We start from the raw sequence: 16,006 nt of genomic DNA on the forward strand, positions 1-16,006 counted from the left end.
TATTTTTTGCGCCAATGAAAGTTCCTCCTTATCCGTTTAGCTGAATTGGTGTATATGTCTTCACAACCCTCCCCGGATTGCCAACGACTGTTTCATAATTACCTGTATTGTGTATGATCACTGCACCCGCTCCAACTGTTGACCATTCACCAACGATGACCCCTGGAATGATCACTGCTGAAGCACCAATATGAGTGCCGGTGCCGATTGTGACATTACCCGTCGTTGTAGCTTTTGGTGATAAATGAACAAAGGGTTCAATTCTGTTATCATGCTCTATGACTGCGCCGGTATTTAAGATCACATGCTGTCCTACTACTGATCCTTGATTAATGACGGTGTGTGGCATACAAACCGTCCCGGCTCTGACTTCTGCCTGTTTACTGATCACTGCTGATGGATGAATTACTGTAGCATAATGTTCATCATCAAGGTTCAGCTGATTGACGATAGACTTCCTGACTGTGTTACTTCCGATTCCTAAGATCAATTGATTTCCTTTTCCGATAAAGTACTGTGCTGCACTGACCGGACCTTTTAATACATCTCTCTCAAAAGTCACTTCTTTATAGCGGTCATCCAGGATCGCTGAGACGCTCCAGCCGGCTGCTTCTGCTATATCCTTGATAACTTTCCCATGGCCGCCATCCCCGATAATTACGAGCTTCATTTAGCCACCTCTTTTCTGCTGAACTTTTCAACAGTGGCATAGCCTTCCTGAGAAATTCCTTCTTTTTTGACCACTTTTTTAATTGTCATCAGCAGAATTTTCAGATCAAGCCGTGTACTGATGTGCTTGACATACCAGGTATCAAGCTTGAACTTTTCTTCCCAGCTCAAGGTGTTACGGCCATGGATTTGAGCCCATCCTGTAATGCCGGGCTTTACAAGATGCCTTTTCATTTGCTCAGGCGTATAGTACGCGAGATACTCTATGAGCAGCGGTCTTGGTCCGACAAGACTCATATCACCTTTGATTACATTGATAAGCTGAGGTAATTCATCCAGGCTTAATTCTCTTAGCAGATTGCCAAAGTGTGTAAGCCTTTGTTCATCCGGCAGCAGCTCTCCTTTTCCATCTGTTTCAGAAGTCATGGTTCTGAATTTATAAAGCGTGAAGGTCGTTCCGTTTATGCCAGTCCGTTCCTGTTTAAATAACACAGGAGATCCAAGCTTCACTTTAATCAGCACATATAAAGTCAGAAATAATGGGCTCAGCAGGATGAATACGACAGATGCTGCAGTCAGGTCGATCAGTCTCTTCATCTCTTTCCCCTCCAGTTTTATGCACCGGATCTTTCTGTTTTCTGAACCTCAGCCGGCTGCTGATAACCATCCGGGTTATTTCGCTGCCATCTCCAGGTGTCTCGGCACATATCATCAATTGTTTTAACTGTTTTCCATCCAAGTTCTTTTTCAGCTTTTGAAGGATCCGCATAACATACTGCAATATCTCCAGCTCTTCTTTCTGTAAATCTGTATGGCACCTTACGTCCACTCGCTTTTTCAAACGCAGCGACCATTTCAAGTACGCTAAAACCATTTCCAGTTCCAAGGTTAAAAGCATGCGCCCCTTTATTTTTGAGCATGTAATCCAGTGCTTTCACATGACCTGCCGCAAGATCTGTTACGTGAATATAATCTCTGATACCTGTACCATCACGGGTTGGATAATCACTACCGAAAACCGATAGCACTGCTCTTTTTCCTGTAGCAACCTGTGAAATGTATGGCATCAAGTTATTCGGTATACCGTTTGGATCTTCACCAATTCGTCCGCTTTCATGGGCACCTACCGGGTTAAAGTATCTGAGAATGACTGCTCGCCACCGTTCTGATGATGTGGCAAGATCTTTAATAATTCTCTCAGCCATCAGCTTTGTACTCCCATATGGATTTACGGCTCCAGTCTGATCAGTCTCTTTTAGAGGCGATGTTCCTTCAGCGCCATAGACTGTTGCAGATGAACTGAAGACAATATTTCTAACCTGATATTCATCCATCACATCTAACAGATTCAGTAATGAAATAAGATTATTCTGATAATAAAGGAGGGAATGAGTGACTGATTCTCCTACCGCTTTCAATGCTGCAAAATGAATAACGCCCTGGACATCAAATTGCTTAAAAAGTGCTTCAATCTCATTACGGTTTCTAAAATCAAGCTCGATCACCGGAAAGATTTTTCCCGTCAGCTCCGATACTCTTTTTAATGCTTCAGGACTGCTGTTTGAAAAATTATCAGCGACAACGATCTCATGGCCGGCTTCGATCAGCTCAATACAGGTATGGCTCCCGATATAACCCGCACCGCCAGTGACTAAAATACGCATGTAGACCCTCCCTCTTAAAATGTTGTTATACAAACGGTTTGAGCCGTTTATGGGGTGTCAAAAAAATTTTTTTGACACGATGATTAACAGTAATTTAAAATGCTGTTTTGATTTTACAGACATGAGATACGCTTCGCGGCTACTACTGTTATGAAATGGTAGTAGTGGGGGTAAATATGCGATGCACAATGGATCTCCGCAATACTTATGATGACGTACCCTCCCATGTCTCCGGGCATCTGTGTGCCAACATTCCTTCGTTCGGTCTAATCATAAGGCGGAGGCCGGCTATGCTCCTTTAGGGACTCATAGTCGAATGGAATGAATGATGCCAGCTTCTCCGTGTCATCCTTTGTTAGGCTGAGTCAGAATGGTTCATTACTCTACAGAAACCTTCAAGACTGGGATATCCTTCATCATAATCGCCTCATCGAACACTCTTTGTTTTGTCGCAATCCCATGTAAAACTCTTAAGAGTTTCCCGCAAGGTACAACGATTGATTGCTTTTTACGCAATGGATTCTCAGGTCGTGTTGTGTAGTAGTCATGTAACGTTTTAAATGCTTGATTGTGCCTAATCATGGGCATCATGACGCGGAATAAAAGGGCACGAAGCTTGCTTCTTCCACGTTTTGAAATCCGTTTTTGACCTTTATGCTGACCGGAAGAATTCTCTTTCAGTGTTAACCCCGCAAGTTTTATTAATTGGCGTGGGTCCTGGTAGTGAGAAAAGCTGCCGATCTCAGCCATTAATTCAGCGATCGTGGCATCACCTAAACCATCTACACTCGCAAGCCACTCATACTCAACTGAGGACTGTGCCATCTCTGTCAGAGAGGCAGTGACAGCTTCTATTTCAATCAGAAGCTGCCGAAAACGGCGAACCAGCGTGGCAATTTCCATACGGGCCATCGCTAAGCCTTCCGTCATCCCAATTGAGTCATTAGCTACCTCTATCAAACGAGCTGCTTTTGGCTTTTGAGGAGAAGATAATCCGTCTACCTTTCGGTAAAGGGTTAGTAGTTCCTCGAGACCTTTGCCCTGAACATCTTGTGGCAAAGGGGTCTGTTCAAGCGCTGCGAGCGCCATCTTCCCGAACGACGGGAAAACCGTTCTGAATTCAGGGAAATAACGATCAAGCCAGCGAATCATCATGTTCTTGACTGACCCAAGTTCTTCAGTCAGATGTCCTTTTAGTGTGGCACCAGTGCGAAGCTCTGCCTCGGCATCCCTCAGAATCCGCGGATAACTGAAACGTCCATCTTTCAATAGCCTCGCAATCACCAATGCATCCTTGCGATCGTGTTTGGTTGGCAGATTGTCATCAAGCTCTTTAGAGCGCTTGACGTGCATCGGATTTGTCATGGCGAGGGGAATCCCTCTGTCAGCGAGAAAGTAAGCGAGATTCAGCCAATAATGACCTGTAGGTTCAATACCAGCCAGCACCTCTGTTTTATCAAACTCTTTCATCGCTTCTAGTACTTTATGATAAAACCCTTCAAATCCTTCACGTGACTGGGAGATGGCGAATGGCTTTTTCAACATTCGACCACGATCATCAACAAAGCAGGCATAATGTGTCCGTTTTGCGATATCCATTCCAATAACGAGTGTGTTTTCGGTGACTTGATTAATTTTGTGATTTTGTATAAAATCCATGGTGGAGTCCTCCTTGGTAACAAATTAGGGGTCAATTCTTAGTGCATTGACACCCCATATCCTACCAAGAGGGCTCTTTTTTGTTCAAGACCCCGAAAACTCTCCTAACAGGAATGCTCCTTTGAAAAATAAAAACACCCTAATGAGGATGTCTAGAATGGAATGTAGTTGCTTTTATAGGTAATGTCTAAGGACACTACGTTTTCGTAATAATAGTAAAGAAAGTAACACCCTACCATCGCATAATAAATAAACTTCTGATCTTTACGACGAAATAATTCAATAATCCAGGAAATCAATACTAATTGATACAACATAAAATAAAGCGAGAATCGTGCAAAAATCCAACTTTGAGTAGAAACAATTAAAAAAACAATACTTAAAATAGTCATATTTATAAAAACATCACTATGGGGCATAATTCGCCTCAACTTTCCTCTCCCTAAAAAAGCAACCATCAAAGGGGGCAAAGCTGCCGCTACCCTTAATACATTTGCTCCTCCTTCATCAAAATCTTTGTAGGCGGCATACTGAGTATCTTCAATTGCCGAGAATAATACAGATGTAAACAAATCAAATCCAATTACGATTCCTATCGCTAAAATGATTAATCCAATTGTCGATTTGGACCAGGCTTTTACCCCGACAATAAAATATATAGGTATCATAATTAATACGCTTTGATGAAAAAATGATGCCAGTACTATAATTGATGCGTATGGTACAAATTTTCTTTCTAAAAGGAATTTTGTTGCAACAAATGCAATTGCTGCTGCCAGTGTCTGTCTGATCCCATTCATTGAAACTAAATAAAAACCACCTGTGATGTATACAAATAAGCTTAACTCTATTTTCTTCGAATACTTTAATAAAATCAGGACGATTAAGATGTTTGTGATAACCCCTGTTGTGAAAATCATAATTTGAGGGTCGTCAGAAATCATTTTTAAGTACCTTTGCAAAACTCCAAATCCCGGATCTTTATTTTCAAGTATATAATCCCAAGTGAAATCCTGAGCAGTATAAATATTTACGTAATTATGCGTGTCTCCTATATTGCTTCGAAGACCTGATACAACACCAAGTAGTAATCCTGCCAATACGATAAAATGTTTATTAAGTACTGGGGGAGCGACTGACAACTGGTGTCCTGTGTCGAATGTAATAAAACGTCCCATGTAACCTAATAAAAAGACAGTAATTAGTGTCAGCCATAAAACAGTCATCTCCACACCCCCAGAAATCATTTAAATTAGTTTTCTTTTAATATAAAGATTTAAACTTAGCCCCAAAGGCAGAGCCATTAAGGTATAAAACTTCTGAGGTGATTCTATTAAAAAACGTTTATTTTTTACAAATATGCTACTGGATACATAATGAATAGCCTGTCTAAATTTAAATGTCCAACTTACACCTGGTAACTGCATTAATGACTTTCTATAAAATGCAAATCCCTTGGGATTATTAACATATTGTTTCCACATATTCATAGAAGAGCCGTCTTCAAGGTACTCAACCGTACATAGGACTTCATTCATTAACAACAATTCATAAGACTGGTCTATTAAGTAATATTTATATGCTAAACCGAGGTATTTTTCTCCTTCAAAAATTGGATAAGGATATCGTTTAGTTAGCTCAGACCTGTATACCAGCTTTTTATCACCATTAACCCTATGTTTATAATACAAATCAAATAAGGTGGATTTTTCTATTTTTTCCGGCAATTCCGTACCAATAACGTTACCTTTTTTGTCTTGATCCAAGCCTACAATTCCACTTACATGTGTTCCGCCATATTCTTTCCAGAACGTAATTATTTTTTCAACAGCTTCTTCTGACATTTCGTCATCAGAATCAATACATGTATTCAACTCTGTTTTAATTAAATTGTAGGCTGTATTGTGAGCACCATGCATACCCTGATTTTCTTGATAATGATAGTGAATCAACAATTCTTCTTCAGCTTTCCATTTCCCAACCAAATCTGCTGTATAATCGGTGGATCCATCATCAATAATTAGCCATATGAAATCTTTATTCTTTTGTCTTTTTAAGCTGTTGTATAGATTTTCAAGACAATATGCACGATTATAAGTAGGTGTAAAAACAGTTAGAGTTTTCAACTAATCAACCCATTTCTATAAATGTCGATCACCTTTTCTGCGATATGATTAATATCAAATTTTGTTGAAGTTTTCACCTGACTTCTAACTATTTTTTGTTCGTGTAATGTCTTTATTTGTTGAGCCCATATACTAGGGTTTTCAATTGATAAAAATGTGATCAATCCTTCTCCTAAATCGATGTCAGTAGAAACATGCTCAGATACTAAGCAATTCAAATTACAATATTGTGCTTCTATCAGACTCAGGGGTAAACCTTCGTGCAATGAAGGAAAAACCATCACATCAAATGCCGGATAAAGAAGCTCAGTCTGGTCTATGACCCCGAGAAAATATATGTGATGGTAAATACCCATTTTTTTTGCCTGCAATTCTATATCTTTTTTTGCTTCTCCATCACCAGCTAACGCTAATTTTGCGTTTACTCCTTTTCTTAATAACTCATTGAAGATCTGGAGAATAAAAGAATGGTTTTTAGGCTTTTGAAATCTGCCTACATGACCAATTAAGACTGTATCTTCTGTGATGTCCAGTTTCTTTCTTGTGTTTGCTCTCACCTGTAAGTCAAAACGGTATTTAATTGGGTCAATTCCATTGTTGACAACTTTAACCTCAAGCTTTTCTGTTCCATATAAGAACTTCGCCGCTTCTGTTGAACATGCAACTTTGTAATTGGATGAACGGTTAACAAGTAATCCTGATAAATTTTTATAAAGGTTAGCTGAGAATTTTCCTTCATTTTTTGTCCCATGACTATGAGCGATCCTGACCGGCACCCCTGCCTGCTTAGCAGCTGCCAGTATCTGTCCACTCATTTTATCCATATGAGCATGTACAATTGTATAATTGTTCTCATTAAAGAACTTTTTAAGTAAAAAAAAGTATCGTATCGGTCCGGCTTCAGTTACGTAGGGAATCCGGTGAATACGGCCACCCATCTGTCTGATTTCTTCATCAAAAACACCTTCTTTGGATGTCAGAAAATCAAATTGGATTTTTGTCCGGTCGATGTTTCTATAAAGGTTCATAATCATCGTCTCGGCTCCACCACGGTTCATGTTGACGACTGCATGTAATACTCTTAACGGGCGATCCATTCGAACGCCTCCGTTTCCTGCATAAATCCTTTATAAAGATCTGTCTTTTCCTGAAGGACCCGCTGCAGACTGTACACACTCACGATTTTCTCTCTTGCATTAAAACCGAGAAGTTCTCTTCGACCGGCTTCTTTATGAAGATAAACGATCTTATCACTAAACCCTTTTATATCATCAGCTTCTGTCAACCAGCCTGTTTTACCGGACTCGATCAGTTCATTATGTCCTCTGTTTTTCACTGCTACGACCGGTAAACCGGTTGCCATCATTTCCATTACGTTAACCGGAAGACCTTCTCTCAGGCTTGAAGCAACACCCAGGTCACAGGCTTTTAGCAGCTCCGGAATATCTTCTCTGAATCCAAGGAAATGAACGTCTTTCTCCAGTCCAAGTGATACAGCAAGCGACTTGCACTCTTCCATCAAAGCGCCTTCACCTGCCAGCAAAAGCTTTGCGTTTGGTATATGTTTTCGGATTTGGCTGAACGAATTAATTAGAAACTGCTGATTTTTATTACGGTTAAATTCAGCTGCATAAAATAATAAAAAATCATCCGGTTTGTATCCGCATGATTGTTTAAAGTTATTCTTTTCATTGGAACTGACAGGCGCATATTTCACAGTGTCTACCCCAACACCGTGTACCCTGACAATTTTAGAAGCATGCAGCCTTGTTCTTGATAGATGATAGTCCTCCTGATTGATCGTAACCAGTCCATCTGTTACATAAGACATGACCCATTCAATCGGATAATAGATCAGCCAGTTCATCACCGGGGCACCTTTACAAAAGTGATAACCGTGAGCTGTATATAATACCTTTGTGCCTGTTTTTCTGAATGCCATCCCGGCAAGTCTTCCAAGGATTCCTCCAACCGGTGTGTGGCAGTGAATCAGGTCGTAATCATATTGGCTCATCAGGGATTTTAATTGCTGATAAGCTTTAACATTTCCACTTGAAACCGGGTACCTTGATATGGATAACTCATGCTTATGATCCGTAAAGGGTAAGTGCATCTGCCCTGCCGCTGCGACGTGAACCTCCCACCCCTGCTCCTTGAACCACTTCATATAGGGTAGGTGAAATGCTTTGAAATGATAGTCCACGGTTGCGCAAAATAGAATCTTTTTATTCATTGTCTACCGCTCCTATCCTGTTGTCAGATTTTGATCCAGCACTTCTTTCAAATATTCTGTGAGCTGATCTTTTAACTCAGGTCTTTGTAAAGCAAATTCAATAGTTGTCTGAATGAAGCCCATTTTTTCACCAACATCATATCTCTTGCCATCAAAATGATAGGCATAAACTGCTTCATGCTCATTTAATGAGGCAATTGCATCTGTCAGTTGAATCTCATCTCCCGCACCGGGTGTCTGATTTTCAAGCAGCTTCATAATTCCAGGAGTTAAGATATATCGGCCAAGGATGGCAAGATTTGATGGGGCTTCTTCTCTGGATGGTTTTTCAACCAGTTCTCTTACCTGATACAGCCGTTCGTTCATTTGCTCCCCATCTACGATCCCGTATCTGGACACATCCTCTGCTTTCACAGGCTGTACACCAATTATAGAGGAACGGTAGCGGTTGAATTGTTCGATCAACTGCTTCAGACAGGGCTTTTCTGCCTGAACAATATCGTCACCAAGTAATACTGCAAACGGCTCGTCCCCAATAAACTTTCTTGCACACCAGATTGCGTGACCCAGCCCTTTAGGCTCTTTTTGACGTATATAATGAATATCTACCATTCTTGAGGAATGCTGAACTGCATCCAGCAATTCAAACTTTCCTTTTTGATAAAGGTTTTGCTCCAGTTCAAATGAATGATCAAAATGATCTTCAATGGCCCGCTTTCCTTTACCTGTAACAATAATGATATCTTCAATCCCGGCCTCAATGGCTTCTTCAACAATATATTGAATCGTTGGCTTGTCTACAATTGGCAGCATCTCTTTCGGCATTGCTTTTGTCGCCGGCAGAAACCTGGTGCCAAGACCCGCAGCCGGAATAATGGCTTTTCTTACCTTCATCCGCTAAACACTCCCCTACCCGGTAATTTTGATGATTTTTTCTCTTCTGTTTGCGAGTTCCAGTACGAACTCTCTGATTTGATCTGGATTCATTTTTTCGTAGGCTTCAGTAAGTTGATTGATCTCGTCCATATAAAGTAAAGATGTTTTCCCGATATATATTTTTGGATACACCTGCTCTTTACTGATTTCAGCTTCGTTCAAAAGCTCCTCATAAAGCTTCTCACCAGGTCTCATACCAATGAACTCTATACCGATTTCTTCATATTGATAACCAGATAGTTTGATCATGTTCCGAGCCAAGTCGACAATCTTCACAGGCTCTCCCATGTCGAGTACAAAGATCTCTCCACCTTTAGCCAGTGCTCCCGCCTGAATCACAAGTCTTGATGCTTCAGGAATCGTCATAAAGTATCTCACCATATCAGGATGCGTTACTGTAATGGGTCCGCCCTGTTCAATCTGTCTTTTAAAATGAGGAATTACGCTACCTCTACTTCCTAACACATTTCCAAACCTTACTGCTGCAAAGGTGGTTTCACTCACTTGATTCATATACTGTACAACCATTTCAGACAGTCGTTTAGTTGCGCCCATGACGCTGGTCGGGTTCACAGCCTTATCGGTAGATACCATAATAAAGGTTTGTACGCCCGCCTGATGAGCGGCCATTGCAACATTTTTTGTACCAATGAGGTTATTTTTTATGGCTTCTTCCGGATTCTGTTCCATGAGCGGTACATGCTTGTGAGCGGCTGCATGGTAGATGATGTCCGGTTGATATTCACTCATGACTGTCACCATCTTTTTATAATCCTGGATATCTGCAATTTCTGCGTGCAGCTGAATCTCAGAGTCTTTTAAAAGAGGCTGAAGCTCCATATGAATTTTATAGATACTATTTTCACCGTGACCGAGTAAGACAATCTTTTTCGGTTCAAAGCGGCTTACCTGACGGACAATTTCAGATCCGATTGATCCTCCTGCCCCTGTGACTAAAACCGTTTTGTGTTTCAGTTTTTCGGAAATTTGTTTGAGATCCAGCTCAACCGGTTCCCGTCCAAGTAAATCCTCAACCTGAACATCCCTTGCCTCGTGCACTGATACTTTTCCACTGACCAGATCTTCAATCATCGGCAGGATTTTTGTTTCAGCATCCGTTTTAGAGCATTCCTGAAAGATTCGGTTCAATTGCTTCTTACTTAAGGAAGGGATTGCAATAATAATATTATCTATCCGATATGCGCTCACTGTTTTTTCTATATCTTCAACTCTTCCTGCCACCGGGATATCCATAATATCAAGCTGCTGCTTCCTCACATTATCATCTATAAATGCAACCGGAAGCATGTCGCAATCTCTATTATGTTTTAACTGCCTGGCAATCATCGTCCCCGCTGACCCTGCACCGATAATGAGCGTTCTCTTTTTATTGACCCTCTGGCTGATCACCCGGTCTCTGAAAAGTCTCCAGGCAAATCTTGATCCACCGATAAAGAAAAGCATGAGCAGAAGTGTGACAGCAAGTAATCTGAAAGCAACTTCTCCAAGTACCAGCTGTTGAGTAATCACTAACACAATCATGGACAAAAAGACTGTTTTACAGATCGCTGCAAGTTCACTGATACTCGCATACTCCCAGGCCTTTTTGTATAAATGGTAGCGAAATGAAAACAATAGGTGTGATGTAACAAGTACGCCAGCCATTAAAATAATAGGGAAAGTAAATACTTCTATACTGGCGTTCACAAGGAAGCTGCTGAAAAAGATCGCCATACAAACGATCGAAGTATCAATTAAGATAAACAGGGAGAGCCTGTATTTATAAGACATGATGTTCCTCCTTTCTAGTAAGTGAAAAAATAGATAGATAAAGTCCGGACCATCACTTTATCTATCTATTTTATAAATACAAGTGGGCATTTAACCCGCCCTCACTCCATACCAACGACGACTGGCGTCTAAGGTTTTTCCAACCCACAGCATGAACGAGTGCCTCCATTGATAACAGTCAGGAGACATCACTGTTTATTCTTAATAAAGAACATTCAATCGAAAAAATTAACGATTATTAATAATCGCACCAATGATATTTGCATGTGCTAATTCAAGGATCCGCTTTAGTTCAATGCCCCGGTCGATCAGTGTCTTGCCTCTTCTGACTACAATAATGACACCATCTGAGATATGCGCTAAAACCCTGGTTTCTGTGTAATCAATCATATTCGGTCCATCAATAATGACTGCATCATAATCCTGAGAAACCTTCTGGAGCAGTTGCTTCATCTGTTCCCCGCTCAACAGCTCTGCCGGATTGTATTCACCCTGACCGCCTGTTAACACATCCAGTTTATTTAAATCATTTTTGATCAATACTTCATTTAAATGCTTTTTGCCTTTTAAAACAGCTGTTAGTCCTTCGTTGTTTTCCAGCTGGAAGTAATGATGGATCACTGGATTTCTTAAATTTGCATCAATCAGCAGCACCTTTTCTTTCTGGTGTGCCAATAAGGAAGCCAGATTAACAGCTGCTGTTGTTTTGCCATCCTTCTTAGCTGATGAGGTAAATAAAACTGTCTTCACTGATTTATTTTCAGTTAAGAATTTAATATTGGTTCGCATTGTGTGAAATTGATCGGTCATACCCGAATCCGGATATAAAAACGTATAAAGCTTTCTTTTTTTATCTGCCGCTGTCGACTGCTTTTTTTGCAATATCAATCGTTTCACCGCCTTTAATTGGTGTTACTTTCTTTCTAGGCTGCTTTAACACCTTTTTCTTTCTGCCGTCCGGGATTTTACCGATGACCGGGATGCCAAGATACGTTTCAATTTCTTCTTCTTTTCTGATTGCGTTATCTAAGGTATCCATAAAGAACGCAAGTCCGATTCCTAGAGCGAACCCTGCTGCTGCTGCCATATAGACAGTCCGGTTACTGATTGGATTAATTGGTCCATAATTAGGCTGCGCTTCTGTCAGTAATTGAACTGCTTCAAATGCTAATAAGCTGCGTGCCTGCACTTTAAAGTTTGCTGCTGTAGCATTTGCAATCGCTGCAGCCAATTCGGGGTCACTGTCAGTAACTGATAGACTTACAACCTGTGATTCATCCAGCTGCTCGACTGTAACCTGAGAAGACAGCGCCTGCGGAGAACGATCAATTCCCAGATCTGCTGCTACCTGATCCATAACTGTTGGATCCTTCATCATTACCATGAGCGTCTTCATGGATACATCAGTTGACGTAATAATTACCCGTGTTGACGTCTGATATAATGGTGAGTAATTCAAATTATTGTAATAGTACGCTAACCCTCCGAATGCAACTGCGAGAAGAATGATTAGAATCAGCCTCTTCTTAATAACTTGAATGTATTCCAGTAGATTTATATCCCTGGATCCTGGTGTATATGAGCCGTTACTTTTCTGGTTCAACGTTATCACCTTCCACTCTTGACTTTTTCTTTATAAAGAACGATTTAGTTAAAAAAATTAGGCTTTTCGCCTTATCAATTAAAATAAATATAGATTATTCTGATAGATTTATATTCTCTCTCATTTTAGTTCTTTATAAAGAACATGTCAATACGTTTTTTAACCTTTCTTAATTTCAGACCAGGTACCCATTTTATTCTTAGCTTTTTATAATTTAAATAAGAGTAATAAAAAGCAATTTTGGCATAATAGAGGTACTTTTTTCTTTTGGCGATTTCTTTTACAGGAAAATACACCGGAACTAATGCAGAATTTTGATTGCGCCAGACCGGTCCGGTTTTTTTAAGGTCACTTCCACAAAACCTCTGAATGTTATCATAGAATTTCTTATCCATTAATCCGATATAACCTTCTGGCTGGTAGGTCTTATAATGATGCTTGATCGCTTTAAAAATGTATTTCATAAATCCTTTTTTTCTGTATCCTTCAACAAGTGTAACACGATCAATTTCCCAGACAGTGTCTTTTAAAAAAGCCCCAGAAGAGTATCTGTAATTTATTTTTTCAGCAGGTATCATCGTGCAAGGTACAAACTCTATGGTGCCAATGATGTTTTTATGCGAGTTGTGTAAAATAAAATAGCGAACAGCTTCCTGATAATATGGGTCATCCAACCAGCCCGCTTCAGCCGTGGCCTTATTCCATATACCTCTAAATGCAGCTTCCTCTTCAGGAGTAGTAATGATTTTATACACAAAGGTTCACCTCTTTTTTAAAGCCGGAGACACCCTCTCTCTCCGGCTGTCGATAAGTGAAGGCTTAAGACATTTGGTCGATATCATCCTCATCGTCCTTGTCTTTCCACCCTCCACCATGATGCCCACCACCCCAAAATTTCATTGTTGAAGATACTTCCAGGCAGTGTAATGTAGGCTTTGACCATTCTTCTCGCATAAGACACCTCCGTTCGCTCGATTGTTCTATATAAAGAACATTTCGAATTTAACATGTGGTGTAATTTTTTGTCAAGCCTGAACATTTGTATTAATTGGAGATCCTATGTAGATAATAAAAAATAGGAGCTGAAATCCAAAATTTTCAGCTCCATTAAATAACTAATTAAACTTTATTTATACTACACAGTGTATGATTATTTTATTTGATCAGATGGTTTTAAGATTGCTTTTCCGTAATGAATATTAACATTAGTTAATTTGTATGGTGGTGCATCAGTTCCCGAATTAGTTGTATCAAGTCCGATCACATTTTTATATTTAGGATTCCCATAAATATTAACGTCCATTATTGATACATTATGAATATTAGAGGGCTTAGGAGAACCATAAGGTCCAAATTTCATGACTGGTGTATGTGTAACCGTATTGTTTTTTGCATAAATATCAGATTGACTCAGTTCAAATTTTTTAGCTCCACGTATAAAAAGCGCTGCACCATAACCAATATCTTCAGTTAAAGTAAATATACTATTTTTAATTTCTACTTCTGGCTGGTTATTTACTGAAAGTAAGTCACTTTTCGATTCAATTTTACAATTATTTATTTTGTAGCGGTTGTTTTTATTGATTTGTACTGATGCATTTTCACTTATAAAAGAACAACCGTCATATACACCTGCTGGTAATGACAAAGAGTTAAATCCAGAAACTTTTAAATTTGTAAAAGTGCTTTTTGCTGATCCTGGCCCATGAAGTGTACCTTCTTCTCCACTGATATGAACATTAGCAAATTTTACTGCTTCATCATCAATATATACATCACTATTATGAGCATTTAAATCTTTTATTGTAATGTCATAATCTTTTTTACCGCTCATGTGAAGAGAAGTGTTAGTAAGTTGATTTCCTTCAAATAATAGTTTTGATCCACTTAATCTTACGCTCGAATCTTCCATATCGTTTTTTTTAAATTCGCTTTGATTTCCAACCACAAGTAAACCTGCGTTTTTGAACTTATTATCAATAATCGATGCATAATCAAAAGGGCTTGAGACAGCTACTCCTATGGCATTAGATTCAAACAAGTTACCTTTAACCTCTGCGTGACTACCATCAAATAAAATTACATCATACTTATTGTTATCATGAAAATGATTTGAATGAATCTTTATATCTTTATTTGTATAGAATCCACCTTCAAGATCAATTCCACTTTGAGGTGCAGTACCTTTAACATGGTGAATACGATTATTTTTAATTAGAATATCTTTTCCACCCACTACGCTAATTCCTTGTCTTCTGCTATAACCTAAATCAGAATTTAGAACTTGTACATTTTGACTTCTGTTAATATAAACGGGATTAATTTTGATACTGTCATTTACCTCACCGTCGAATACTGCATGATAATAAGCAGCATTCTCAGGAACATTTAATGCTGACTTAAAGAAAGATAAGTCTTTTTCAGCTGAAATAAAACGATCATTCTGATCATAATAATAGATATCGAAACCTTTCTTACCAACACCATTTGGCAACCAGAAGTTCAATTCTTTATTAGATTTATTTAGATCAGTTAATTCTTTATTATCAGATCTTACCTTGCCAGTATCGTTATTAAAAGTTCCGTCACTATTAATTCCTCCGGCTGTTACATCTGTATGCCTAATATAATATCCACTTGAAATAGATCCAGCAATCTCCATTGAATCCCCTGAGAAATTTTTCATTTTTACGTCATTAATAATTACGTTTTTGGAACCACTAAGATTAATGCCATTTCCCCATTCATGAGTTCCGGATAACCCCTTACCCGGAACTGAGTAGTCGTGTGTCTCACGATCTCCAACAAATTGTCCGCCTTCGATAATCACATTTTCAACAGATCCTACGTGTAAAAGACTATATGCCTCCCACTGATTTGTTTCTTTTTCTAACACAACATCTTTATCGAGAGAAAGTTTCATGTTTCCAACCATATTAATTCTAGCTTTCTGGTCATGAATTTTTTCTCCCTTCGCAATCAAATAATGCCCATCCTCAACACGGAAAGTCGTATATCCTTGCTCGCCAGCCCACTTCAGTGCCTGGTTCCATCCAGCTGTTGTTTCTACAGGGTTGGACGCATCGTCGCTGATTCCCCAGCGTTTTTTCTCTTGATCTGTTAAGACATAAACCTTTTCCTGAATAGAAGATGTAACACCTTCTGCAGAAACAATAGTTGGAAGCATTGCAACAATTGTGAATGCTAATAGTGTGAAAAATAGATGTTTTTTCATCGTTAAAGCTCCTTTGTAAAATTTCACATGACAGCGCAACAAATGTAATCTACTTCACATTACAGAAATATCATATGTAAATAAAGGTTA

14 protein-coding genes are annotated in these 16,006 nt (G+C 39.3%); all 14 read right to left on the minus strand.

Annotation, left to right across the window (positions count from 1 at the left end; translation table 11 throughout):
• Nucleotides 1–28 precede the first annotated feature (28 nt).
• Nucleotides 29–670, minus strand: coding sequence for an acetyltransferase (locus LG330_RS17070; RefSeq protein ID WP_404405985.1), 642 nt, complete (start codon nucleotides 668–670; stop codon nucleotides 29–31).
• Nucleotides 667–1,266 (minus strand): sugar transferase, encoded by a 600-nt coding sequence (locus LG330_RS17075; RefSeq protein ID WP_404405987.1) that lies wholly within the window; start codon nucleotides 1,264–1,266, stop codon nucleotides 667–669. The genes LG330_RS17070 and LG330_RS17075 overlap by 4 nt, the downstream gene beginning before the upstream one ends.
• 17 nt (nucleotides 1,267–1,283) lie before the next feature.
• On the minus strand, nucleotides 1,284–2,333 hold the full coding sequence (gene galE, locus LG330_RS17080; protein ID WP_404405989.1) for a UDP-glucose 4-epimerase GalE: 1,050 nt from the start codon (nucleotides 2,331–2,333) through the stop codon (nucleotides 1,284–1,286).
• A gap of 378 nt (nucleotides 2,334–2,711) precedes the next feature.
• Entirely contained in the window at nucleotides 2,712–3,992 is a 1,281-nt protein-coding gene (locus tag LG330_RS17085) for an IS110 family transposase (RefSeq protein ID WP_404405991.1), read from the minus strand.
• A gap of 152 nt (nucleotides 3,993–4,144) precedes the next feature.
• A complete protein-coding gene (locus tag LG330_RS17090; protein ID WP_404405993.1) occupies nucleotides 4,145–5,218 on the minus strand; it encodes an EpsG family protein in 1,074 nt (357 codons plus the stop codon).
• Nucleotides 5,219–5,239: 21 nt separating this feature from the next.
• Nucleotides 5,240–6,118: a glycosyltransferase family 2 protein gene (locus tag LG330_RS17095; protein WP_404405995.1), complete on the minus strand. Its 879-nt coding sequence runs from the start codon at nucleotides 6,116–6,118 to the stop codon at nucleotides 5,240–5,242.
• Nucleotides 6,115–7,215: a glycosyltransferase family 1 protein gene (locus LG330_RS17100; protein WP_404405997.1), complete on the minus strand. Its 1,101-nt coding sequence runs from the start codon at nucleotides 7,213–7,215 to the stop codon at nucleotides 6,115–6,117. The genes LG330_RS17095 and LG330_RS17100 overlap by 4 nt, the downstream gene beginning before the upstream one ends.
• A complete protein-coding gene (locus LG330_RS17105) occupies nucleotides 7,200–8,351 on the minus strand; it encodes a glycosyltransferase family 4 protein (protein ID WP_404405999.1) in 1,152 nt (383 codons plus the stop codon). Before LG330_RS17105 ends, LG330_RS17100 begins: the two co-directional genes overlap by 16 nt.
• Nucleotides 8,352–8,363: 12 nt before the next feature.
• Nucleotides 8,364–9,245 (minus strand): UTP--glucose-1-phosphate uridylyltransferase GalU, encoded by an 882-nt coding sequence (gene galU, locus LG330_RS17110; RefSeq protein WP_404406001.1) that lies wholly within the window; start codon nucleotides 9,243–9,245, stop codon nucleotides 8,364–8,366.
• Between the two features lie 15 nt (nucleotides 9,246–9,260).
• Nucleotides 9,261–11,078, minus strand: coding sequence for a polysaccharide biosynthesis protein (locus LG330_RS17115; RefSeq protein ID WP_404406003.1), 1,818 nt, complete (start codon nucleotides 11,076–11,078; stop codon nucleotides 9,261–9,263).
• 228 nt (nucleotides 11,079–11,306) lie between these two features.
• Nucleotides 11,307–11,966 (minus strand): CpsD/CapB family tyrosine-protein kinase, encoded by a 660-nt coding sequence (locus tag LG330_RS17120; RefSeq protein WP_404406005.1) that lies wholly within the window; start codon nucleotides 11,964–11,966, stop codon nucleotides 11,307–11,309.
• Complete coding sequence (locus LG330_RS17125; RefSeq protein ID WP_404406007.1) at nucleotides 11,929–12,681, minus strand: YveK family protein; 753 nt, start codon at nucleotides 12,679–12,681, stop codon at nucleotides 11,929–11,931. Before LG330_RS17125 ends, LG330_RS17120 begins: the two co-directional genes overlap by 38 nt.
• Before the next feature lie 125 nt (nucleotides 12,682–12,806).
• Entirely contained in the window at nucleotides 12,807–13,436 is a 630-nt protein-coding gene (locus tag LG330_RS17130) for a hypothetical protein (protein WP_404406009.1), read from the minus strand.
• Between the two features lie 395 nt (nucleotides 13,437–13,831).
• A complete protein-coding gene (locus LG330_RS17135) occupies nucleotides 13,832–15,916 on the minus strand; it encodes a right-handed parallel beta-helix repeat-containing protein (protein WP_404406011.1) in 2,085 nt (694 codons plus the stop codon).
• Nucleotides 15,917–16,006 lie beyond the last annotated feature (90 nt).

The organism is Jeotgalibacillus malaysiensis, assembly GCF_044789845.1.
Taxonomy (GTDB): domain Bacteria; phylum Bacillota; class Bacilli; order Bacillales; family Jeotgalibacillaceae; genus Jeotgalibacillus; species Jeotgalibacillus malaysiensis_A.

Coding starts and splice junctions, on each gene's coding strand:
- LG330_RS17100 (WP_404405997.1), bottom strand. CDS start 7,215: ATGGATCGCCCGTTAAGAGTATTACATGCAGTCGTCAACATGAACCGT.
- LG330_RS17070 (WP_404405985.1), bottom strand. CDS start 670: ATGAAGCTCGTAATTATCGGGGATGGCGGCCATGGGAAAGTTATCAAG.
- galE (WP_404405989.1), bottom strand. CDS start 2,333: ATGCGTATTTTAGTCACTGGCGGTGCGGGTTATATCGGGAGCCATACC.
- LG330_RS17090 (WP_404405993.1), bottom strand. CDS start 5,218: ATGACTGTTTTATGGCTGACACTAATTACTGTCTTTTTATTAGGTTAC.
- LG330_RS17075 (WP_404405987.1), bottom strand. CDS start 1,266: ATGAAGAGACTGATCGACCTGACTGCAGCATCTGTCGTATTCATCCTG.
- LG330_RS17085 (WP_404405991.1), bottom strand. CDS start 3,992: ATGGATTTTATACAAAATCACAAAATTAATCAAGTCACCGAAAACACA.
- LG330_RS17105 (WP_404405999.1), bottom strand. CDS start 8,351: ATGAATAAAAAGATTCTATTTTGCGCAACCGTGGACTATCATTTCAAA.
- galU (WP_404406001.1), bottom strand. CDS start 9,245: ATGAAGGTAAGAAAAGCCATTATTCCGGCTGCGGGTCTTGGCACCAGG.
- LG330_RS17115 (WP_404406003.1), bottom strand. CDS start 11,078: ATGTCTTATAAATACAGGCTCTCCCTGTTTATCTTAATTGATACTTCG.
- LG330_RS17135 (WP_404406011.1), bottom strand. CDS start 15,916: ATGAAAAAACATCTATTTTTCACACTATTAGCATTCACAATTGTTGCA.